The organism is Shewanella sp. HN-41 (assembly GCF_000217915.1).
Classification (GTDB): Bacteria; Pseudomonadota; Gammaproteobacteria; order Enterobacterales; family Shewanellaceae; genus Shewanella.
The window spans coordinates 54,979-77,683 of record NZ_AFOZ01000014.1 but is presented as its reverse complement, the minus strand read 5'-3'; the positions used below and the strand labels follow the sequence as shown (position 1 = coordinate 77,683).

At 44.8% G+C, this 22,705-nt stretch carries 21 protein-coding genes; 10 read left to right on the top strand and 11 right to left on the bottom strand.

All coding sequences use genetic code 11. The features are described 5' to 3' along the window. Nucleotides 1-81: 81 nt before the first annotated feature. The 3 genes from SOHN41_RS03010 to SOHN41_RS03000 all read right to left on the bottom strand — a co-directional run bounded on the left by SOHN41_RS03010 (nucleotide 82) and on the right by SOHN41_RS03000 (nucleotide 3,375). Nucleotides 82-1,260 (bottom strand): DUF819 domain-containing protein, encoded by a 1,179-nt coding sequence (locus SOHN41_RS03010; RefSeq protein WP_007645437.1) that lies wholly within the window; start codon nucleotides 1,258-1,260, stop codon nucleotides 82-84. 69 nt (nucleotides 1,261-1,329) lie between these two features. Then, on the bottom strand, nucleotides 1,330-2,202 hold the full coding sequence (locus tag SOHN41_RS03005) for a LysR family transcriptional regulator (protein ID WP_237703899.1): 873 nt from the start codon (nucleotides 2,200-2,202) through the stop codon (nucleotides 1,330-1,332). Between the two features lie 144 nt (nucleotides 2,203-2,346). Continuing rightward, on the bottom strand, nucleotides 2,347-3,375 hold the full coding sequence (locus SOHN41_RS03000) for a porin (RefSeq protein ID WP_007645432.1): 1,029 nt from the start codon (nucleotides 3,373-3,375) through the stop codon (nucleotides 2,347-2,349). A 224-nt stretch (nucleotides 3,376-3,599) separates the two neighbouring features. Here SOHN41_RS03000 and SOHN41_RS02995 point away from each other — a divergent pair, with 224 nt between their 5' ends. After that, nucleotides 3,600-5,372 (top strand): flavocytochrome c, encoded by a 1,773-nt coding sequence (locus SOHN41_RS02995; RefSeq protein ID WP_007645430.1) that lies wholly within the window; start codon nucleotides 3,600-3,602, stop codon nucleotides 5,370-5,372. A gap of 210 nt (nucleotides 5,373-5,582) precedes the next feature. On the opposite strand, the gene kdsA is transcribed toward SOHN41_RS02995, so the two are convergent. The 4 genes from kdsA to SOHN41_RS02975 all read right to left on the bottom strand — a co-directional run bounded on the left by kdsA (nucleotide 5,583) and on the right by SOHN41_RS02975 (nucleotide 9,063). Further along, on the bottom strand, nucleotides 5,583-6,431 hold the full coding sequence (gene kdsA / locus SOHN41_RS02990) for a 3-deoxy-8-phosphooctulonate synthase (protein ID WP_007645428.1): 849 nt from the start codon (nucleotides 6,429-6,431) through the stop codon (nucleotides 5,583-5,585). A gap of 57 nt (nucleotides 6,432-6,488) precedes the next feature. Next, a complete protein-coding gene (locus SOHN41_RS02985; RefSeq protein WP_007645426.1) occupies nucleotides 6,489-7,736 on the bottom strand; it encodes a DUF819 domain-containing protein in 1,248 nt (415 codons plus the stop codon). A gap of 143 nt (nucleotides 7,737-7,879) precedes the next feature. Next, nucleotides 7,880-8,668 carry a tetratricopeptide repeat protein gene (locus tag SOHN41_RS02980; protein WP_007645425.1) on the bottom strand — a complete coding sequence of 263 codons (789 nt, stop codon included), beginning with the start codon at nucleotides 8,666-8,668 and terminating at the stop codon, nucleotides 7,880-7,882. Continuing rightward, nucleotides 8,668-9,063 carry a SirB2 family protein gene (locus SOHN41_RS02975; protein ID WP_007645423.1) on the bottom strand — a complete coding sequence of 132 codons (396 nt, stop codon included), beginning with the start codon at nucleotides 9,061-9,063 and terminating at the stop codon, nucleotides 8,668-8,670. Before SOHN41_RS02975 ends, SOHN41_RS02980 begins: the two co-directional genes overlap by 1 nt. Before the next feature lie 118 nt (nucleotides 9,064-9,181). Here SOHN41_RS02975 and SOHN41_RS02970 point away from each other — a divergent pair, with 118 nt between their 5' ends. The 3 genes from SOHN41_RS02970 (at nucleotide 9,182) to SOHN41_RS02960 (ending at nucleotide 11,951) form a co-directional block, all read left to right on the top strand. Then, nucleotides 9,182-9,595 (top strand): GNAT family N-acetyltransferase, encoded by a 414-nt coding sequence (locus SOHN41_RS02970; RefSeq protein WP_007645421.1) that lies wholly within the window; start codon nucleotides 9,182-9,184, stop codon nucleotides 9,593-9,595. Nucleotides 9,596-9,820: 225 nt separating this feature from the next. Next, the gene (locus SOHN41_RS02965) at nucleotides 9,821-11,179 is read left to right on the top strand and encodes an NfeD family protein (protein ID WP_007645418.1); all 1,359 of its coding nucleotides are present in this window, start codon (nucleotides 9,821-9,823) and stop codon (nucleotides 11,177-11,179) included. Continuing rightward, nucleotides 11,163-11,951 (top strand): slipin family protein, encoded by a 789-nt coding sequence (locus SOHN41_RS02960; RefSeq protein ID WP_007645416.1) that lies wholly within the window; start codon nucleotides 11,163-11,165, stop codon nucleotides 11,949-11,951. Before SOHN41_RS02965 ends, SOHN41_RS02960 begins: the two co-directional genes overlap by 17 nt. A gap of 314 nt (nucleotides 11,952-12,265) precedes the next feature. Here the strand turns inward: SOHN41_RS02960 and prmC are convergent, their stop codons facing one another. The 3 genes from prmC to hemA are packed head-to-tail and all read right to left on the bottom strand — an operon-like array spanning nucleotide 12,266 to nucleotide 15,473. After that, nucleotides 12,266-13,114 (bottom strand): peptide chain release factor N(5)-glutamine methyltransferase, encoded by an 849-nt coding sequence (gene prmC / locus SOHN41_RS02955; protein WP_007645414.1) that lies wholly within the window; start codon nucleotides 13,112-13,114, stop codon nucleotides 12,266-12,268. 2 nt (nucleotides 13,115-13,116) lie between these two features. Continuing rightward, a complete protein-coding gene (prfA, locus tag SOHN41_RS02950) occupies nucleotides 13,117-14,208 on the bottom strand; it encodes a peptide chain release factor 1 (protein ID WP_007645412.1) in 1,092 nt (363 codons plus the stop codon). 14 nt (nucleotides 14,209-14,222) lie between these two features. Continuing rightward, complete coding sequence (hemA, locus tag SOHN41_RS02945; protein WP_007645410.1) at nucleotides 14,223-15,473, bottom strand: glutamyl-tRNA reductase; 1,251 nt, start codon at nucleotides 15,471-15,473, stop codon at nucleotides 14,223-14,225. 251 nt (nucleotides 15,474-15,724) lie between these two features. On the opposite strand from hemA, the gene lolB reads away from it, so the two are divergent. The 3 genes from lolB to SOHN41_RS02930 all read left to right on the top strand — a co-directional run bounded on the left by lolB (nucleotide 15,725) and on the right by SOHN41_RS02930 (nucleotide 18,284). Beyond that, complete coding sequence (lolB, locus tag SOHN41_RS02940; protein WP_007645409.1) at nucleotides 15,725-16,369, top strand: lipoprotein insertase outer membrane protein LolB; 645 nt, start codon at nucleotides 15,725-15,727, stop codon at nucleotides 16,367-16,369. Nucleotide 16,370: 1 nt separating this feature from the next. Next, the gene (gene ispE / locus SOHN41_RS02935) at nucleotides 16,371-17,225 is read left to right on the top strand and encodes a 4-(cytidine 5'-diphospho)-2-C-methyl-D-erythritol kinase (RefSeq protein WP_007645408.1); all 855 of its coding nucleotides are present in this window, start codon (nucleotides 16,371-16,373) and stop codon (nucleotides 17,223-17,225) included. 111 nt (nucleotides 17,226-17,336) lie between these two features. Then, on the top strand, nucleotides 17,337-18,284 hold the full coding sequence (locus SOHN41_RS02930; protein ID WP_011623915.1) for a ribose-phosphate pyrophosphokinase: 948 nt from the start codon (nucleotides 17,337-17,339) through the stop codon (nucleotides 18,282-18,284). A gap of 57 nt (nucleotides 18,285-18,341) precedes the next feature. Here SOHN41_RS02930 and SOHN41_RS02925 read toward each other — a convergent pair whose 3' ends face one another. Continuing rightward, nucleotides 18,342-20,204 (bottom strand): methyl-accepting chemotaxis protein, encoded by a 1,863-nt coding sequence (locus SOHN41_RS02925; protein ID WP_007645406.1) that lies wholly within the window; start codon nucleotides 20,202-20,204, stop codon nucleotides 18,342-18,344. Nucleotides 20,205-20,623: 419 nt separating this feature from the next. Between SOHN41_RS02925 and SOHN41_RS02920 the strand changes: the two genes are divergently transcribed. The 3 genes from SOHN41_RS02920 to SOHN41_RS02910 are packed head-to-tail and all read left to right on the top strand — an operon-like array spanning nucleotide 20,624 to nucleotide 22,685. Then, nucleotides 20,624-21,157, top strand: a complete 534-nt coding sequence (locus SOHN41_RS02920) for an RNA polymerase sigma factor (RefSeq protein ID WP_007645405.1) — start codon at nucleotides 20,624-20,626, stop codon at nucleotides 21,155-21,157. Then, nucleotides 21,157-21,732, top strand: coding sequence for a hypothetical protein (locus SOHN41_RS02915; RefSeq protein WP_007645404.1), 576 nt, complete (start codon nucleotides 21,157-21,159; stop codon nucleotides 21,730-21,732). Before SOHN41_RS02920 ends, SOHN41_RS02915 begins: the two co-directional genes overlap by 1 nt. Then, a complete protein-coding gene (locus SOHN41_RS02910; protein ID WP_007645403.1) occupies nucleotides 21,729-22,685 on the top strand; it encodes a DUF4097 family beta strand repeat-containing protein in 957 nt (318 codons plus the stop codon). The genes SOHN41_RS02915 and SOHN41_RS02910 overlap by 4 nt, the downstream gene beginning before the upstream one ends. The last annotated feature ends 20 nt before the right edge of the window (nucleotides 22,686-22,705 follow it).

Genomic DNA, 22,705 nt, shown 5'->3' with positions numbered 1-22,705 from the left:
TGAATCTTGCAAATGTTCAAAACAAAATTAAAGACGTTCAACATGACTAAAATCAGGATAGAAACAATTTATCTTAATCAATTATGGTTGAATGAATTGCATTAAAAAGCCGATATACCATGCAAATAAAGAAGCCCAAGTGTAGCCCCAAACAGCCATCAATACCGCTGCGGAAGCTAATCTTGGATGAAAAGCACTAGCGATAACGGGTGCAGAAGCTGCACCACCAATATTACATTGACTCGCAACCGCTAAATACATGATAGGTAAACGAAAAAATACGGTAAAAATCAGTAAAATAATAATATGTATAGAAAACCAAATAAGTCCTATACAAACGTAGTAAGGAGCAGCACCCAATGCACTAACATCAAAATTCAACCCCATCAACATAATCATAATGTAGATAAAAAAAAGAGCAACCTTACGTGTTTCCTTAACTAAGACATGTCTTGCATTTGTTAAAGAGAATAATAGTCCTAAAAAGGTAGCTATTAACACTGACCAAAAAAAATCAGAAGTAAGATTGTATTTGAACAAATATGGAAAATAGTAAGCCGTGGTGTTGGCGAGTATGGATGACAGATCTTTACTAAAGAACATCACCATAAAAAAAGTCAAACCCAATATCAGTGTCCAATAATACCTTTCCCATTTATCTATGACTTTATACTCAACATCAGAACAAAATGTCGGCCTATAACTTTTATCAGCTTTAAGAAAATCATCGATTTTATCCTGACGTTCTGCAATAAAAAGTAATATAACCATCCATATACTGGAAAAAATAATATTAATAGCCATCATTACTGCAAATATTGCATCACCAACATGATGAATTTCTTTTATTGCTAATTGATTAGCTGTTCCACCAAGCCAGTTTGCCATCAAGGTTGACATGCCTTTCCATGCAGCATTATCTCCCTGCCAAGCAAGCTCATACGGAAAAAATATAGAACCAAGCCATAGACTCAATGGCCCACCAATGCAGATACTCACAGCGCCTAACACAAACATACCTAGTAGTTTTTTGCCTACTAAGCTTAAAGCGAAAAAATCTGTACTTAAGATCAATAAAAATAAACAACTTGGCATAAAGTGTGTTTTTGCCATGTCACTAAGTTGACTATTACTAGCATTAATAATATTTGACGAGCTAAAAATAGCAGGCAAAGCATAACACACTAACATTAAAGGAAAAATTTTATAAAATTTTTTAAAAAATTTATCGATGATGCATGTGTATAAAAAACACTCCATAGTAAAAGCGCTAAAAAAACTCCTATTTCAAGATCTGATGACAGCAAATTTGTTCACCTACTAGAATAATTAGCACAGAGGGTTATATGGCTGCTTACTAAAAGCTAAAAAACTCATGCTCAGTGCAGACAATTCTTCTCCTTCACGCTGAATTGACCAATAAGTTCTTTTATAGTCCCATCCATCCACAGACAATAAAATAAGATCCTTTCTAGCTAATTCAGCATCGATTGCTAACATAGGCAGTACACTCAAACCTATACCAGTTCCAATAGCCCTTTTAATTGCTCCTATTGTTGACATGCATATTTCATCACGAACATGAATATTTAAACTTTTTAGTAATTGAATTGCACGAATTCGAGAAAGCGATGCCTCATGGTCGAATATCCATAATTGTTCACTAAGCCATGCCTTCGTATTTACATCACTAGCCGCAGGATGAGTTGCACCACTCACAAGACAAAGATTATCTTGCAACCAGTGCTCACAAATGAGATTCTTACTCGCGGGTTTTGCATCAATAAAGCCTAAGTCAAGCTCCCTTTCTGAAACCATTTTTTCAATGACTAAGCTATTATCAATGACTAGTTTTATTTTTACATCTGGATATTGACTCTTAAATAAAGGGATTTTTTTTGATAACACGTAGTTACCAGCAGTTTTGCTGCTTCCAATTGTCAAAGTTCCCTTAATCCCATGTTCGGGAAATGAAAATATATTTTCTAATTCCTTTCCTTTACATAGCATTTCATTTGCATAGGGTAATATGATTTCTCCATGCGCATTCACAACCAAACCACCAGCTATACGCTCAAATAGCCTACACCCTAAAGAGCTCTCTAATTCTTTAAGTGCCATACTTACTGCGGGAGTTGACATATGAAGCACTTTTGCCGCTTTTGAGATCTGCCTCTCAGAATGTATGGCTTTAAAGATCATTAGCTGCCTTAGTGTTATCCGCATCATATACTCCGTGGGATAAAATCAATTTATTAGCAGTATCATAGTTCAAAACCCTCACAAGTAAACATGATAAGTATCTAATTTTCATAAAGCGGCCATTTAGGCCGCTTTATGTAGTGATTAAAACAGATATTTTGTAGATACAAAAACAAGGGTATCGTCAAACTCAGTATGTCCTTTGGCATCGGTATAATCACCATCAAAATAGGAAATACCTACCCCAAATGTCAAATCCTTCTGAGCCTTAAAGTCAACACCTAACGAATATTGACTTGCATCACTTTCTTTCAACGTTTTTAGATCTGCTCCAGCATTTTTTGTAACTTTACCAAGCCCAGCATCATCTTTTAAATATTGAAGCTTTATATCATATTTATCAATTGGAACACTCATACTTAATAGATAAGAGTTTCCTTTAATATTGTCATAAAGACTAGATTCTGAATGTTGGTACATAGCACCCAATTTTACCGATGCAATGGAAAGACCTCCGACCAATCTCGTTGCCTCTAGCAGATTCAAACCATCTGCATAAGCAATTGAAACATAGTGATTATTTTTCTTAAGTGATGCATCGCCTAAGGTTAAGCTAACTGCATAATTATTTTGTTCATCAGATAGTTCTGGATTTTTTTTATTAAAATCTTTATCAAAAACATAACTGACACCCATGGTCACACCAGCAACTTTAGCACTATTCAATGTTACTGAATCACCTAATCTATCGTTACCCGCAATGATCATATTCATATCGCTTGAGGTAATATTAAATAAATCCACTTTTCCTTCAGCACTTTTGAAGACAGTATCATTTCGTCCAAACACAGCTGACCCATAATTAGTTTTAAAACCTAAGTAAGAGTTTCTAGGTTTAAAAATATTGGTATCATCGTTATCAAAACTTTCTATCCCTGCTTCAAACTTATATAACAAACTAAAATTATCATATACACCATATTCTCCTTTAACGCCTAAATACGATGCATAATTTTCAAGGGAAAAACCATCAACCTTTTCATTACCAGAAAGACCATTACTTGAGTTTGTAACACCAAGCCATAATCGTCCATAAAAGTCTAGTGGTTCAGATACAACTTGAGTAGAACAAATTAAAATTGCACCAAGACAAGTATATTTAACAGCTTTCATTGAAATCACCTTTTTAGAATATAAAAACAATGCCATATTAGTGATTTAATTCAACACATCTCAGCCTTAGATCACAACTAACCAACAAATTCACAAGGTTAAATATAACTTAAAACCAATTAAATTATATTTAACAACATCGATTCATTGCGCAACATCACTATTTCAGGATGAAATATAACTATCATGATATAAAACTGATAAATACACACCTGGAGAAATGTATGAAAATAAAATATTTGAGCATATTTATATGTTCAATTCTAACGGCTTCATCATGGGCTGCTACGGATAATAAAAATGATTTAGCCTCTTTTCATAAAAGTATCGATGGCTGCAAAACCTGTCATGCAACACCTAACAAGGTAAGTGATAGTGAAACTTTTGAAAATCAACAATGTAAATCCTGTCATGGTGATTATGCAAAACTAGCAAACCCTAAACTAGAAATCGATCCACACTCTTCACATTTAGGTGATATTAACTGTACCTCTTGTCATAAAGGACATGAACAGCCAAAGCTATATTGTAACGAATGCCATTCATTTGAAGGGCTCGACATGCCTTTTAATAAAGCAAAAGCCAAAGAGCCGTGGGATAAGGGTTGGGATAATGAGGCAATAAATAAAGCAATTGCTGCGGGCCCTAAAGAAACAACGGATGTGATTGTTGTTGGGGCTGGTAGTGCCGGATTTAATGCAGCAATAGCAGCCAAAAAAGCGGGTGCCAACGTTATATTGCTCGATAAAGCACCGTTTAGTGGTGGAAATTCGATGCTCGCCGCTGGTGGATATAATGCCGTGGGTACTGTTCAGCAAAAAGACCACAAGGTTGAAGATAAAATCGAATGGTTTGTTGAAGACACTATGAAAGGCGGACGGTATGCGAACGATCCTAAATTGGTGCAAATATTAGCGGAGCAATCAGCTGATGGCATTAAATGGCTAGAATCTTTGGGCGCCAATATGGACGATTTGAAACGTTCAGGCGGCGCTAGAGTCGATAGAACACATCGACCATCTGGAGGCTTAAGTGTCGGTCCACATATTATCGATGTACTTAGAAAAGCATCTGTAAATGAAGGTGTTGATACAAGACTCAACTCTAAAGTCGTCAAACTGGTTATTGATGAAGACCAAAAAATTGTCGGCGTTGTCGTCCACGGTAAACACTCCGGCCATTATATGGTTGCTGCAAAATCAGTTGTTCTTGCGACGGGAGGATATGGTTTTAACAAAGAAATGGTCGCATTTTATCGCCCAACATTTAAAGGTATGACGAGTTCAAACAATATCACTTCAACAGGTGATGGTATTGAACTTGCCAAGGCAATCGGTGCGAGTATGACAGATATTGATTGGGTACAAGCTCATCCGACTGTGGGAAAAGATAGCCGCATTTTAATCTCGGAAACCGTTCGGGGTGTAGGTGCTATTATGGTCAATAAAGATGGCAATCGTTTTATCAGCGAATTAACTACTCGCGATAAAGCATCCGATGCCATTCTCAAACAACCTGAACAATATGCTTGGTTAGTCTTCGATAATGAGCTTTATAAAAAAGCAAAAATGGTTCAAGGATATGACCATTTAAATATGCTGGAAAAAGCAAATACGGTTTCTGAACTTGCAAAAATCACAGGTATGAAAGAAAACGCATTAGAAAAAACGATTTCAAACTACAATCGCTATTTTAAACAAGGTAAGGATGAAGATTTTGCTCGCGAACAAATGCCATTACCACTAGAAAAGGCCCCTTTTTATGCCGTAAAAGTGGCTCCCGGTATTCACCATACTATGGGTGGTGTCGCAATTGATACCAAAGCCGAGGTGCTGAATATTCAAAGTAAACCGTTGGTTGGCTTATTTGCAGCAGGCGAAGTCACAGGTGGTGTGCATGGATATAATCGCTTAGGTGGTAATGCCGTCGCTGACACCGTAATTTTTGGCAAAATTGCGGGTACAAATGCAGCAAAACACGCACTAAACCAAAAATAGTGGTGATATTAAAATGAGAGACCAACAGGTCTCTCATTTTATCTGTACTTATATGTATTACCTTAGATGTATTCTTAAGATCTTATTTGAGTAAATACATCTTATCCTTCGTCTTTTTCATCGTAAATATTGGCAATTTACTTTATTGCCCGAGCATTAAAAACTCCCCTGCTATTTTTGAGAGGTTATTCAACCTCTCTTTTTTTATGCTTACTTACTAGTGTCAATGGGTTCGAATGATTTAACCAGATCATCAATCGCTTTCATTTGCTTTAGATAATTTTCTAACTGATGCAAAGGTAAGGCACAGGGGCCATCACACTTCGCATTATCGGGATCGGGGTGGGCTTCAATAAATAGGCCAGCCAGCCCCAAAGCCATACCGCTACGGGCTAATTCAGTCGCCTGTGCACGACGGCCACCCGCGGAATCGCTACGACCACCGGGGCGTTGCAGCGCATGGGTCGCATCGAAAATCACCGGATAGCCAGATTGCTTCATCTCATCCATACCTAGCATATCAACGACTAAGTTGTTGTAGCCAAAACATGAGCCACGTTCACAGAGGATGATTTCGTCGTTACCCGCTTCGTTAAATTTAGTAATGATATGGCGCATTTCATGGGGTGCTAAAAACTGCGGCTTTTTCACGTTAATAATGGCACCCGTCTTCGCCATGGCCACAACCAGATCCGTTTGACGGGCAAGGAAGGCGGGCAGCTGGATAATGTCGACCACTTCGGCAACAGGCGCACACTGGTAGGTTTCGTGCACATCGGTGATCAGTGGCAGATTGAAGGTTTTCTTGATTTCTTCAAAAATCTTTAACCCTTCTTCCATGCCAGGACCACGGTAGGAGTTAATAGAAGAGCGATTCGCCTTATCGAAGGATGCCTTAAATACATAGGGGATCCCCAATTTTTGGGTCACTTCGGCATAGGTTTCAGCAATCGACATAGCGAGATCGCGAGACTCAAGCACGTTCATGCCACCAAACAACACAAAAGGTTTATCGTTTGCAATTTCGATTGAACCTAAGTTTATGATTTTATTACTCATCGCAACTTCTCTCTAAAATGCTGGAACCTTGCCAGCGGTGAATAGGAGCTAAGGCGGCTATACCGCAACTAACTGTAAAATTTGACCACAAATCCATGCCATATAAGTACCTAACACATAACCAAATACGGCTAACAATACGCCCACGGGGGCTAATGCGGGGTGAAATGCCGCAGCAACGACAGGTGCCGATGCCGCACCACCGACGTTAGCTTGGCTGCCCACTGCCATGTAAAACAAAGGAGCCTTAATCAGTTTAGCCACCAATAACATAAAGCCTGCATGCACTATCATCCAAAGAATGCCCACCAAAAAGTACAACGGTGTGTCGAGCACTTTACTGACATCCATATGCAAACCTATGGTCGCCACCAGAATATAGAGGAATGCCGATGCGACCTTCGATGCCCCTGCCGCTTCTAAGTGACGCACAGGACTGAATGACATGGCTAAACCTATCGTTGTCACTATCACCACTAACCAGAAGAACTTAGAGGTAAAACTGTAATCCTCAGTCCAAGGATAGTTGGCCTCAAAAAATGGCCCTAGAAAATCCGCGGCAATATGGGCGACACCCGTAATGCCAAACCCCACAGCGACAATGAGCATCAAATCCCGTAGGTTAGGAATTCGCGCATTTTCAGCATGATATTTTTCAACTTTGTTTTTTAAGGTCTCGATAGCGGAGGTATCGGCACCGGTCTTTGCATCTATCTCTTTGGCTTTCGATGCCATAAACAGCAATACCGCCATCCAAATATTGGCCACAATCACATCGACTGTCACCATCACAGAGAAAATATTGCCGCCTACTTCATAGATTTCTTTCATCGCTGCTTGGTTTGCACCGCCGCCAATCCAGCTCCCCGCGAGGGTCGTCATGCCGCGCCACACCGCATCGGGGCCATCGACACCAATGAGGGAAGGTTCAATTATTGACACCAGCAGCAACGCAATGGGTCCACCGATAACTATCCCGATGGTTCCCGTTAGAAACATGATCACAGCCTTAGGACCAAGACCTAAGATGGCTTTTAAATCAACGCTTAAAATTAGTAAAACTAAACAAGCAGGCAAGAGATAGCGTGACGCGACAAAGTACAACTGCGATGTATCACCATCTATCACCCCAAAGGTATTTAACAGTGACGGCAAGAAATAACACAATAATAATGCCGGAATAAAACGGTAAAACTTTTGCCAGAAAGGATGACGACTGCTGCTGGTATAAAAAACAAAACCTAATATTGTGGCGAGTATCCCGAGCGCCACCGCGTCATTAGTAACTAATGCTGTGCCTGTCATGCTAATGTCTCCCTGTTTGGTACAGTTTATTGTATTTATGGTTATAACTGCATGTTGCAGCCCTGAGTCAAACTTCCCATCTGCCCAGTGTTATTTTTGTATTGAATTCAACAAATAAGAAAGAGCCCCGAAAGGCTCTCCTTTTAATGATAGATCTCGGCGTGCTCGTTTAACTCTTTGAGCTGCATCTTCACAATTTCGATTACCGGATCGTGCGGGCTGTTATCGACAAAATGCTGCAAATCGGCGGCAGCCACATTGATACAGCCGAGTTGCTGGGCGATAAATGCACGCTCTCGATTGAGGTGCACATCATCGGGATGCCATTGCAATAACAAGCTACAACATTCCATTGCCGCCTCAAATTGATGGGAAACGATGCAACCAGCCTTAAGCTCGTGCAACATGCGGGAAATCAGCTTTTTCACCGATACCGCCTTTAAATAGCTTGGTTTTAACTCGGCCGCATTACCTAACTCCCCGCGGACTAACACATGTACTTGATGCCTTGTCAGCTCATTGCCCGTCAAAGGGTCGAGATAGCGCACCTCACCCGCAATCTTGCTTCTGAGTACTGTGTTACCCGGCAATAACAGGGGTTCAAGTTCTAGATCGAGCTGTTTTGCTAGTAATATCAATAGAGTAGCAAGCGTAGTGCTATTGCCTTGTTTACTAATAAGGCAAGTGCCTAAGTCCGCCGCCTCAACACTGAAGTAATTGTCCCGAACACAAAAACCGAGATCGTGATAAAACCAGTGCAGTAGCGCATTTAACCGCTGCCGCTGATCAACCAAGTAGTGACTTAATACGGCTCCCGCCAATTCAAACCAGGCCCATTGCGCCGCTTTAAGGTTTGAAAAGCCAAGGTGAGCACCTAAATCCAATGCCGACTCGGGCAATGAAATGCCATCTTGCAGAGTGTATTTACCCATTAACCCAATAATACCGCTTGTTTAAAATGCGCCAATTTTGCTGCGTAAACTAACCAACCTAAAGCGCCGAGGAAAGCGAATACTTTGAAAAGTTTGTTTCTATTCGCTTTTATCGCAATCACACCTAGGGCAATATAAGCCACAACTGCACCAATTTTTTCGGTCAACCAAGGATCCACGAAGGGATATTGCTTGATCATAAAACACAAGGTTAAGCCCGAAAGCAGTAAGAAAGTGTCGATCACATGGGGAGCGATCTTGACCAATTTCTTATCCATCAGTGCAGACTGACGTAAATGCAGCACAAAACGAACGATAAAAAACAGCACACTTAGGGCAATTAAGGTTAAATGCAGATGCTTAACCGCGGGATATAGACTGTAAAAAGTTTCCATTGTGATACTTATGGCCAGTGACAAAGGCGCTAGTTTACCCTAATCGTTACGCTAGACCAATGCCTAACGCTTTAGATTAACGTACTCAATTCAATTCATAAATTGATGGGAAATAATGATGAATTTACTGCTAATTGACGATGAATCGACCGACTTTGCCGAGGCGGTAAGACAAAAAATCGTGGCCTTTAATCAAGTACAATGGCAAGGACTCAGCCGTAAAAACCTCGGGCTGAAATTGCAGGACTCAGAGGGAAAACTGTTAGCGGGCATTAGCGGAAAAACCTTCGGCAACTGGTTTTTGATTGATTATCTCTGGGTCGATGAATCCCTAAGACACCAAAAAATCGGTTCACGGTTATTGCTGGAGGCTGAAGCCAAGGCAAAGGCTCGTGGCTGCCAGTTTGCCCTACTCGACACCTTAGATTTTCAAGCTAAACCCTTCTACGAACGCCACGGCTACCATGTGCAATGGATACAACAAGCCTATCCCGAAACGGGCAGCAAATTCTATATGGTAAAAGTGTTATGATGTTTACCTCCAGCGGCCATATTCAGTGCTTTGGTCATCCCCTCGGTCATCCTGTCATCTCCACACTGCTGGAACCTTAGGTGACTTACAGCGCCAAACGTAGCAAGCCATAGCGGGAATATCGCGCAACCTTACAGACAGTCAACTAGACTTAAACTGTATATACAGCGAGATATTGTCATGTGTTCTTGGTTATTCAGAGGTTTGCTGTCTAGGTTGTCCGTGATGGCACTGTCCTTTATTATTTTGTCCCCTCTTACACTGGTCATTGGGTCAGCATTAGCAGCTCCCCCTGCCAGCCAGCCCAGTGCGGTTCAGATCCCTGTACTCGAAATCAACGGCGCCATAGGCCCAGCCATGAGCGATTACCTTCTCAGTGAAATAAACCTCGCCAACGAAGTCAGTAAGCCACCACTCATCATGCTGGTCATGGATACCCCTGGAGGGCTGAGTTCCAGCCTGAGGGACATCAACCAACGCATCCTAAGTTCCACAATCCCCATCGCCTGCTTGGTTTATCCCAGCGGTGCACGGGCAGCCAGTGCAGGCACCTATATTCTCTATGCCTGCCATATCGCCGCCATGGCACCTGCAACCACACTTGGCGCGGCCACGCCAGTGAAGATAAGCATTACAGGGGACAAAGATGATAACGACGATAACCCCAAGAGCGATGCCATGGAGCAGAAAGTGCTCAACGATGCAATTGCCTACATACGCTCCCTTGCACAGCTGCGCGGCCGTAATGCCCAGTGGGCCGAGCTCGCAGTGAAAGAAGCGGCGACGCTAACGGCAGAGGAGGCACTGGAAAAACAAGTGATCGATGTGCTGGCTGCAACTCCTCTGGAATTGCTTAAACGCCTCGAGGGGCACAGAGTCAAGATAGGTGAACAGCAACAACAACTGCACCTTGCCCAGGCTCGACTGGAATTTCGTCAGCCGGATTGGCGCAATAGGTTCATCGGTACTATTACCAATCCTAATATTGCCTACATCTTAATGCTCATAGGTGTCTATGGCCTGTTACTGGAGTTTTACAGCCCAGGAATTGGGATTGCCGGAATAACAGGAGCCATCGCACTCTTGATTGCCCTATATGCCTTCCAGATGTTGCCACTTAACTATGCGGGCCTAGGCCTGCTCCTGCTCGGCATTGGCCTGCTAGTTGTCGAATCACTGCAGCCAAGTTTCGGGATCTTTGGTTTTGGTGGCATAGTCGCCTTTATTATCGGCTCAGTATTCCTTATCGATACCGAGCAGCCGGAATTGAAACTCGATCCCCTGCTTATCACGGGAGTGGCAACTGTGTCCGGTATCTTTGTTCTGGTTATCTTGGGTTACCTCTGGCGCGCCCAAGGCAACCGAATAGTCAGTGGTCAGGAAGCCATTATTGGCGCCTACGCCATAGTGGAGCATGATTTCGACGGCCATGGTTTTGTCGAACTCGCAGGAGAACGCTGGGCTGCCGTGAGTCAACAGCCTTTGAAACAGGGCGAGTCTGTGGTGGTAGTCCAGATGGACGGACTAACACTCACGGTTGCCGCCGAACAACCTAAGGAGACCTATGATGGATCCCATCTCTAACGCGGGCACTCTTCTCTTCGGAGCCTTGATTCTATTGACTCTGGTCCTGATCATCAGCACCTTTCGCATCCTCAGGGAGTACGAGCGAGGAGTGATATTCCTGCTTGGGCGATTCTATAAGGTCAAAGGGCCAGGACTCATCATAGTCGTCCCTTTTATTCAACAAATTGTCCGAGTCGATCTACGAACTGTGGTGATGGATGTGCCGAGCCAGGATGTGATCAGCCGCGACAACGTGTCAGTCAAAGTCAATGCAGTGCTTTATTTCAGGGTTGTCGATGCCCAGAAGGCCATCATCAATGTTGAAGATTACCTACAGGCCACCTCACAACTGGCGCAGACGACGCTGAGATCTGTACTAGGGCAACATGAATTGGATGAAATGCTGGCCAATCGGGATATGCTCAATGCCGATATTCAGGGGATTTTAGATGCTAGAACAGATGGTTGGGGGATCAAAGTCTCAAATGTCGAGATCAAGCACGTCGATCTCAATGAAACCATGATCCGTGCCATCGCCCGCCAAGCGGAAGCAGAGAGGGTACGTAGGGCCAAGGTGATTCATGCATCCGGGGAGATGGAGGCGGCGGAGAAACTGGTCGAGGCGGCGAGCAAGCTCGCCACTGAGCCCAACGCCATACTGCTGCGTTATTTACAGACACTGACTGAAATTGCAGCAGAAAACAATTCCACCATACTCTTTCCTATGCCTATGGATCTCTTGGACGGTGTTATGAAAAATATCACTCCCAATAAACGCAAGGAGACATGATTTGCAGGCTTTTTCAAATAGAACCCAGATGCTCGGAAACTAACGGAATTAAACATTGACAGGGAGATTGACTGTTGGCGGCTTGGTCGCGCTTTCATATCCATATGATCGCGGTGTTTGTACTTCCATTTACAGCAAATACCGCCATCGAGACTATAGGGACACATCTTCTAAAAGACACAGTTGGTGTGTCACTGGAATGGGTAATGCTTAATAGAATGACTAAAAAGTTAACATACTCTCTACGGCGAAATTGGTTAGCTTAAGCAAACTTAAGACAACCCAAAGCTGAATCGTCACTCAATAAGGGCGAATTACTCCGCCCATTTACCCATAGTACATCTATCGTTGCTACCAAAATCCCGCACTGTGGCGACATTCTCATAGCCTAACTCGATAAGCTTTGCCCTGAGTTTGACCGCCTGTTCAAAACCGTGTTCGAGCAGGATATAACCGTTAGGTTTTAAATAATCCCGGGCGGTTTTGGCGATATAGTAGAGATCGGCAAAGCCTTCCTCGGCGGCGGTTAATGCACTCTGTGGCTCGAAGCGTACATCGCCTTGGTGCAAATGCTCATCCGCTTCATCGATATAGGGCGGGTTTGAGACAATTAAGTCAAAATCCCGCGACTTTACCGCACTAAACCAATCGCTCTGGAGGATTTCAACCTGCGGCAGCTTTAAGTTTTCGCGGTTGGCAATCGCCAGTGCCACGGCATCATCAACTTTATCGACCGCAGTGATTTCCCATGACTCACGCTCAGATGCGAGCGCCAGTGCAATAGCGCCCGTGCCTGTGCCTAAATCGAGCACTTTAGCATAGGTCGATAGGGGCAAATTTAAAGCCGTTTCAACCAAAATTTCCGTGTCTGGCCGAGGGATCAAGGTCGTGTCATTCACGATAAAGGGCAGCGACCAAAACTCACGCTCCCCGACAATATGCGCAACTGGTACGCCTTTCTGGCGTTTTTGCACCATTTGTACAAAGCGTTTCCACTGATCAACCGTCAAGGCTTTTTCCGGCCAAGTATATAAATAAGCACGGCTTTTATTGAGGCTATACAGGAGTAAAACCTCTGCATCCAAATGGGCGGATTCAGAGGTTGGCGCTAACTGCACATAAGCCCATTGTAGGGCTTCGGCTATGCTAGATTGTTGTGACAAAATTACCCCTGCTCATCGGCCAGTGCGGCCAACAGATCGGCCTGATGCTCTTGCATCAAGGGGGCTAGAATCGCGTCTAAGTCCCCTTCCATCACTTCATTTAAGCGATACAAAGTTAAGTTGATACGATGTTCACTCACCCGGCCTTGGGGGAAGTTGTAGGTACGCACGCGCTCGGAGCGATCACCACTGGCGACTAGGCTACGGCGGGTCGATTCTTCGGCACTGCGACGCTTTTCATCTTCAACCGCTTGAATACGGGCGGCCAAAACGCTCATGGCCTGGGCACGGTTCTTATGTTGTGAGCGTTGATCTTGGCATTCCACCACAATCCCTGTCGGAATATGGGTAATACGAATCGCAGAATCGGTTTTGTTAACGTGCTGACCACCGGCGCCCGATGAACGGAAAGTATCGACCTTCAGATCCGCAGGGTTAATAGAAATGGCTTCTGCTTCAGGCACTTCATGCATGACGACCACAGTCACCGCCGAGGTATGTACACGACCTTGGGATTCAGTTTCAGGCACACGTTGTACGCGGTGACCACCGGATTCAAACTTGAGTTTACCGTAGGCACCATCACCACTGACTTTAACAATGATCTCTTTAAAGCCACCGTGTTCGCCTTCGTTGCTGCTCATGATCTCTAACTGCCAACGATTTGCTTCGGCATAACGGCTATACATACGGAACAGATCGCCCGCAAAAATCGCCGCTTCATCGCCACCCGCACCGGCGCGGATTTCAATAAAGGCATTAGTATCATCGTTGGGATCTTTTGGCAGCAGTAGGATCTGCAGCTCAGCTTCGAGTCGTTCAAGCTGTGCTTTGGCGGCCTTCATTTCTTCTTGGGCCATCTCGCGCATTTCGGCGTCATCTTCTTCCAACATTTCCTTGGCGGAGTCGAGATCGGCCTGTGCTTGCTGGTAAGCTTTAAAGCCTGCAACCACTTCTTCTAGCTGAGAATATTCTTTGGATAATGCGCGAAACCTGTCTTGATCTGCGATAACCGACGCATCACCAAGCAAAGCCAATACTTCTTCATTGCGCTCGAGCAAGCCTTCCAGCTTGCGGATAACGGATTCCTTCATTTAACTCGCTAACCTTAGTTTTTATCTAATCCAAGCGCTGTTCTTAACTGACCTAGTGTATTCAAATCCCCCTGACGGCTCGCCGTCGTGAGGGCTTGGGTGGGTGCGTGGATAAGTTTGTTCGTCAGGCGATTGGCTAGTTCAATCAATACCTGCTCAGTGTCGCCCCCCTGGGCTAATTTATTCAGGGCGCGCTCCACTAACTCATCTTTTATCGCCATGCTCTGATTGCGATACTCACGAATACTGTCGACCGACTCTAAAGAACGCACCCAATCCATAAACAGGTAAGATTGTTCTTCAGTAATTAATTCAGCTTGCTCGGCGGCCTCCTTACGGGAAGCCATATTCTGTTCAATAATGCTATGCAGGTCGTCCACTGTATACAGAAACGCGTCATCCAAATCGGCGACTTCCGGTTCAATATCCCGGGGAACTGCTATATCAACCAATAACATAGGTTGATGGCGACGCTGCTTTAGCGCTTTTTCGACCATGCCTTTGCCTAGGATAGGCAAGGGGCTGGCGGTAGAGGATATCACGATATCGGCTTTAGGGAGAAAATCTGGTATCTGTGCCAGTGTAATTGCGGTCGCACCAAATTCTTCGCACATGCCTTGAGCGCGTTCTAGAGTCCGGTTTGCCACCACCATGGAGGCCACACCATTGTCTTTTAAATGCTTGGCCACCAGCTCAATGGTTTCACCCGCACCGATAAGCAATACCTTAGTGGTCGACAGTGATGAGAAGATATGTTTCGCCATGCTCACGGCGGCAAAGGCCACAGACACGGCGGCGGCGCCAATTTCAGTTTCGGTACGCACTTTTTTAGCGACCGAAAAAGTATTTTGGAATAAGCGATCTATGGTTAAAGCGACCGTGCCAGCTTCTTTAGCTTTAGCGAAGGCTTGTTTCACCTGTCCCAGAATTTGCGGCTCACCTAAAATTAACGAGTCGAGCCCAGAGGCGACGCGCATCAAATGTTTGACCGCGATTTGACCGTGATAATTGTATAGGCAAGGCGCCACATCCTTATGATCTAGGCCATGATATTCCTCAAGCCATTCGATGATATCGGCTTCATCGCCATTGTTGCAATACAACTCAGTGCGATTACAGGTCGAGACAATAACGGCTTCACCCGAGCGTGTACGACTGGCCAGACTCTTCATGGCATCATGAATTTTGTCCGGAGAGAAGGCGACTTTCTCACGCAGGTCTACCGTGGCTGTTTTATGGTTAATACCGATTGCTACAAGGCTCATCTGACTCTTTCTAGATTCTTGGCGACTCTCTTAATAAGGGCATTCTACTGAATTGGCCCAACTAAAAACAGAATACGCTTAACAAAACCGAATAAAGGTCTAACTTCTTACCTAAATTTTCTATCAATCTAGCTAAGTAAGGGTTGTCTTTGTGAGGCAACCCTAAGTGACCACCGATGGAAATTTTACGAATGGCATTGGTATTCTTTCCAAGCCCTCGTATCATAAGGACTTTGATATATCAGTCATAGATGAATAATTTGAAGCGTCTCACAAAATCCATTTTCTCTTATATCGCCTTGAGTGCCCTACTCTTTTTAGCTGGTTGTCAAACGCGGCCTCCCTTGGACGACTTAAGCCCCATCACAGTCAGTGATGTCAGGGAAGCCAAAGCTTGGGAGCTTCAGGGTAAACTCGCCATCAAAACCCCCGATGATAAGCTCAGCGCCAACCTTTATTGGCGCCATACTGAAGAGCACGACAAGCTAACCCTGACAACCATGTTAGGCACGACAGTATTGACCCTAGAAGCGACCCCTAACGCGGCCCATTTACACATCGATGGTAAAGACTTTAAAGACGATAACGCCCAGCACCTACTCGAGCGCGTCAGCGGCTGGTCAATCCCTTTAGCCGATTTACCTTTATGGATCACAGGCCAAGTTGGCCCCAATGATCAAGTCATCGAAAGCGATAGCCAAGACAAACCTAAACAGCTGACCAATGCTCAAACGCCACCGCCTTGGCTGGTCACATTTTTACGTTGGCAATCCCAGAGTGGCACCAGCGTGCCTCATCAATTAAAGCTTGAACGCGGCGATTTGCAACTAAAAATACAACTAAATCAATGGCAATCACTCGGAAAAGCCGCAGTGATACTCGGAGAAAAACCTTAAAATGTCGGACACCATTTCCCGTCATTGGCCCGCGCCAGCCAAGCTTAACTTATTTTTACATATCACAGGCCGCCGCAGCGACGGTTACCATGAATTACAGACCTTGTTTCAGTTTATCGATTGCTGTGACATGCTGGATTTCAAGGTGACCGATAGTGATGAACTGATTTTGCACTCCAATATGTCGACTGTTGTTGCAGATAGCGATAACTTAATTCTGCGAGCCGCAAAATCATTGCAACAAGTGACAGGTTTTAAAGGTGGGGCTGAAATCTGGTTAGATAAACGTCTGCCTATGGGGGGTGGTTTAGGCGGTGGCTCCTCCGATGCTGCGACCACGTTAGTGGCCTTAAACAAGTTGTGGAACACTCAATTATCGACCGAAGAATTAGCCAAAATTGGGTTGAAACTTGGTGCCGATATTCCTGTTTTTATTCATGGTTTCGCTGCTTTTGCCGAAGGCGTAGGTGAACGCTTACAAGCGGTAAATCCGAGTGAGCCTTGGTATTTAGTTATCGCACCCGACGCCCACGTTTCTACCGCCTCCGTATTCCAAGATCCCCTGTTACCACGCAATACACCAAAACTTGCCATCGACACTTTGCTAGGCCAACCCTGGGCAAATGATTGTCAAAAACTGGTCGTTTCTAAATACCCTCAAGTTGCCAAGGCCTTAGGCTGGCTGCTAGAATATGCGCCGTCGAGAATGACCGGAACAGGCGCATGCGTGTTTGGGGAATTTACACAACAGCAACAAGCTCTCGCAGCCTTGGCGAAGTTACCGTCTGATATGCAAGGTTTTGTTGCAAAAGGGATGAATATTTCGCCGCTCATCTCGCGGCTCAATCATCCATAAACTACATTCTTCTAGGGTAGCTCATATACGATAACGCCTCGGGTCCTCCCGTCCCTATATCGTCGTTTCCCTAGCCACTAAAATATAAAGCAAACGCCTGAGGTTCATACAGTGCCCGACATCAAGCTCTTTGCTGGGAACGCCACCCCCAGTCTCGCTAAGAAGATAGCCGATCGTCTATTTTGCAAACTCGGAGACGCAGTGGTTGGTCGTTTCAGCGATGGTGAAATCAGTGTCCAAATTAACGAAAATGTACGTGGAGCCGATGTGTTCATCATCCAATCCACCTGTGCGCCGACCAACGACAATCTGATGGAACTCATCGTGATGGTTGATGCTCTACGCCGTGCATCTGCTGGCCGTATCACAGCCGTTATTCCTTATTTTGGTTATGCACGTCAAGACCGTCGCGTTCGTAGCGCCCGTGTGCCTATCACTGCAAAAGTGGTTGCCGATTTTCTGTCAAGCGTCGGTGTTGACCGCGTTCTGACCTGTGATCTGCATGCTGAACAAATCCAAGGTTTCTTCGATGTTCCCGTTGATAACGTATTCGGTAGCCCAGTGCTACTGGAAGATATGTTAGCTAAGAAACTCGATAATCCTGTGGTGGTTTCACCGGATATTGGTGGCGTTGTTCGTGCTCGTGCGGTTGCCAAACTGCTCGATGACTCAGATCTGGCGATTATTGATAAACGTCGCCCACAGGCGAACGTTGCCCAAGTAATGCATATTATCGGTGATGTTCAAGGCCGTGACTGCATTATCGTTGACGATATGATCGACACAGGCGGCACTCTGTGTAAAGCGGCTGAAGCCCTAAAAGAACATGGTGCAAATCGCGTATTTGCCTACGCAACTCACCCAGTGTTCTCTGGCAAAGCGGCTGAAAATATCGAAAACTCAGTGATCGATGAAGTGATAGTCACTGACACTGTGCCTTTAAGCCCTGAAATGCTTAAAGTGGCTAAAGTGACTCAGTTAACTATGTCTGCAGTACTGGCTGAAGCCATTCGCCGTGTCAGCAACGAAGAGTCTATCTCTGCGATGTTTAGCCACTAATTTAGCTGGCTGGTGACGGTAAAAAACGCACTCAATTGAGTGCGTTTTTTGTTTGTACTAGATTTTAAAATTACTGACGGCGCGATGCAGATATTCGGCCTGTGCTTTAAGCTCGTCCGATGCCGATGCGTTGGCATCCGCTGCTTGGGAAGACTCCTGTGCAATATCCCGAATCACCACCACATTCTTATTCACCTCGGCAGCCACCATGCTCTGTTCTTCAATGGCGGCAGCTATCTGCGTACTCATATCCATAATATTACGCACATCGGTATTAATCAGTTTAAGTAATTCGCCCGCGGCTGCGGCCTGTTCGGCACTCTCTGCGCCTTGTTTTTGGCTAGCGTCCATCAATTGCACGATTGAGCGGGTACGACTTTGCAAGGTTTGAATAATATTGGCAATTTCCTGTGTCGATGATTGAGTGCGCATCGCTAGGCTTCGCACCTCATCGGCCACCACAGCAAAACCACGACCTTGTTCACCGGCGCGCGCGGCCTCAATCGCCGCATTCAGCGCGAGGAGATTAGTTTGCTCGGCAATACCACGGATCACATCGAGCACGCTGCCGATAGTCTCACTGTCGTGCTCTAGTTCATCCACCACAGACGCACTACCATTGATTTGCTGCGCCAGTTGCTCAATTTTATGAATGGTCTGCTCAACCTCAGTTTGCCCCATTTGGGCATTGTCATGGGTTTTACCCGCCTTAAGGGCGGCAAGCTCAGTGGTCTTGGCAATTTCATCAATAGTCGCACCCATTTCGGTAATCGCCGTTGCCACCATATCGGTTTCATTAAGCTGCTGCGTTACCCCTTCAGATGCTCGGATGGCATTCTCTGAGACACGCTTGCAGGAGGTGTTAATCGTGGCGACAGACTCGATAACTTGTTCGATAAGTTGCTGAAAACTATCGACCATACTATTGAAATGCTGTGCAATTTCTCCAAGTTCATCCTGAGTAGAGGCATCGCATCTTAGGGTGAGATCTTTGCTGACTTCAATACGGGAAATCACCTGAGTGATACGTTCGACAGGGTTGATAATGCTGCGAATAATCAAATAGGTTATGACGCTAAGCAGCACAGCTATCAGTATAAACACCATAATGCCAATATTGACACTACCACTCTCAGCCCCATCAATGGCTTCAAGCGCAAGGGTATGAAGCTCATAGGCGCTTGATTCGGTTAACCTATTGGCCGCGATCAATTGCGCCATAGTGCCATCTTTTTCATTGAGCCCGAGCTGCTGCTCCTTGCTCACTAAGCTTTTGAAGTCCTTTTGATATTGGTTAATCAAGGTCGCTATTTTCGCTTGGGTAGCACTATCGAGGCTCGATGCCTGCAAATTGCTATTAAACACAGCAATATTGGCATCGAAGGTATCGACATAACTTAGCTCTCGACGCAGCATAAAATCCTTTTCATTACGCCTTAATTGCAGCATTGCGACTTCTAAGGATAATTGCTCGTACTCCTTTAACAGAGATTCGACATTATGCACCGCGGTTCTGAGGGTGCCATAGAGCCCGGTTTTAGGCGTTAACCCTATTTCTTGCTGCAACTTTACAACCTCATTAAAAGCAGATTGATACTGGTTTAAATTGTGATCAAAGCTTTCTAGCGAACCAGTAGAGACAGCATATTCTTTAAACGTTTGCTCTAATACAGGAATGATTTTATCGATTTGAGAATGCACTTCCTTATGCTTTTCAACATACTGCAAATCTTTGCGGACGAAGAAATCCTTCTCATTTTTACGCAGCATCAAAACGTCTCGTTCTAACTCGAGCACACTTTGGGCCGCATGGGAGAGTTCCGAATTAACTGAATTGGAGTAGAGTTGCAACCCAAACATCCCAACTAATGCCGAGATGGAGACAACTGCGCTGAGTAACAACTTCGAGCGGATTAACATAAAAAGTCCCTAATAAATATAATGTCTCTTAAAAAGATAGCTGGGAGTTAGACCTTTAGTAGTAAAAGTTTCCCGGTACATCAAATGTTCATATTTTATGCAATAACCCTTGCCGATTTATGCCCCCCTCCTTGCCCCTATATCTCCCCGCATAGAGAGCCCAATTCATTTATTTCTATTCGATTAGGTTACTATGTAGCATTGAACGTTTTTGGACACATCATTCACAATAGTATTTGGTATAAAACATTTTACTTCATAAACTTAGCACTCATGTTTTCGACGAACTTTACTATATTAGCGAAACGTCAACATGTCCTAAAATGGGAAAAATAAATATTTTTTAAAATGCTCCAAACCTTTTGACCTTTCCACAACGTCAAAACTACAACAAATAACCATAACGACAGGAAAGTACAGTGACGGCAGGGATACTCCCACTCAATAGCACAGTGTCGGACTTTGATCTTGTGACCTTAGCAGGGCAAGGCGATCGCTCAGCATTTAAGCAACTGTACTTAAACCATCATCAGCGTATTTATGCGCTCTCTCTACGTCTGTGTGGCCAGGCGGCCCAGGCCGAAGAAGTCACCCAAGAGTGTTTTATTCTTGTATGGCAAAAATTGCCTCAGTTTCGAGGAGATAGCCAGTTTTCAACCTGGTTACACAGTATTTGTGTGAATCAGGCCCTAAGCAGTATTCGCAAGCAAAAATCCTTTTGGGCGCGTTTTATACCGCTGGAAAATGACAATGAGTTCCCAGGCAAAGATGAAGACTATCAAGGATTAGATAAATTGATCCTTAGGCTGCCGGAACGGGCTCGTATCGTGTTCGTCCTCTGTGCCATAGAAGGATATCAACACGAGGAAATTGCCGGCTTACTCGGCATTGCCGTCGGCACCAGTAAGACGCAATACCACAGAGCGAAGCAATTACTACAGGAGATGCTGTAATGACGTTAACGCCGCGTTCCCGTGAAGAACAACTCGAGCAATTGATCGCCAAGACGCCTAGAGACTTAGCTCCAGAGCGAGACCTTTGGTCGACGATCGAAAAACGTATGGATAAGCCATTAAGCCCCAAAGTGAATGTCCCTAAACACGGCCACCCACTGTGGCCGCAGTGGGCCATGGCGGCGACGATATTGCTGGCGGTATTCTTCGGCTACCAATACCAAGGAATAGCCCCCACAGCACTGGTCACGGCGCAACATTCGCCTAAGGACAGTGACAAGGCTTTGCAAACCCTATTAACGCAAATAGCCACCATGCACCAAGAACAAGTCGATGCACTCGAACACACACCCAATGCGCTTATATGGCAGACCCGTCATTTAAGCACTCCGCTGGAACAAGGATTAGCAGAGCTTAGGCGCGCAGGTGAGCAGATTTATCAAGCATTACAAGCGAATCCAACCGATAAACAACTATGGCAGCTCTGGCTTTGGGTGCAGCAGCGTGAACTCGAACTGCTACAGCAAGGCCAAAAACTTCCCATCAAAAACTCAACACAAGGAAACACCCTATGAGCAACGTTAACCTGACCAAGACCAGTCTATTGGTTTCAACCTTCTTTCTCGGTTTAATGGGCACTGTATGCGCCGCCGAGAGTGTGGACAAACAATTGAGTATTGGCTCTGGAACTCAACTGCAAATCAAGATCCAACGTGGTGAAGTACAGATCCAAAGTTGGGATAAGAATGAGGTGAGCGTAACCGGAACCCTCGATGAACTGAGCGAAGGTTTTATCTTTGAGCAAAAAGGCAATAGTCTGAATATTGAGGATAAAATGCCACAACGTTATAACGGCAACGATAATGACGGCTCAAAGCTGACGATTAAGGTCCCCAAAACGGTCAAACTCAGTGCCGACACTATCTCGGCAAATCTGCAGATAACCCAGACGCAAGGTGAACTGGATTTAAATACCGTCAGTGGCAACATCATCGCCGATGCTCTTAGCGGTAATCCATCGCTGCACACTGTATCAGGGGATATCACCACCCAAGGATTAGATGGTAAAATCCTGTTAGACACTGTATCCGGTAAAATTAACGACACTGAAAGCAAAGGTGAAATCAAGTACCGCCTCGTGAGTGGCGATCTTAACAGCCAAACGCTAGCTGAAAAGGTCAAAGTAGAACAAGTGTCAGGTGAAGTAGCCGCCAACGTTAGTGCCGCAAAAGATATCACGCTCAGAACCGTGAGCGGCGACAGCCAAATATCATTGGCAAAGACCTTCGATAGAGCGAACCTCGAAAGCGTCAGTGGCGATATCACAGTCACCTTCGCGGCCATGCCCGATGCCAGTTTTGATTTAAACGGGGGTCCAGGTGGAAAAATTAAAAATGGCCTAAGCCAGGATGTACCACAAAAGCAAAAATACGTATCAAATGAATCCCTCAGCTTCCAGACTGGCACAGGCAGTGCGGATGTCAGGATGAACACCGTCAGCGGTAACCTGAGTCTAAAGCAAGGTTAATCACAGCTTAGAAACATAAA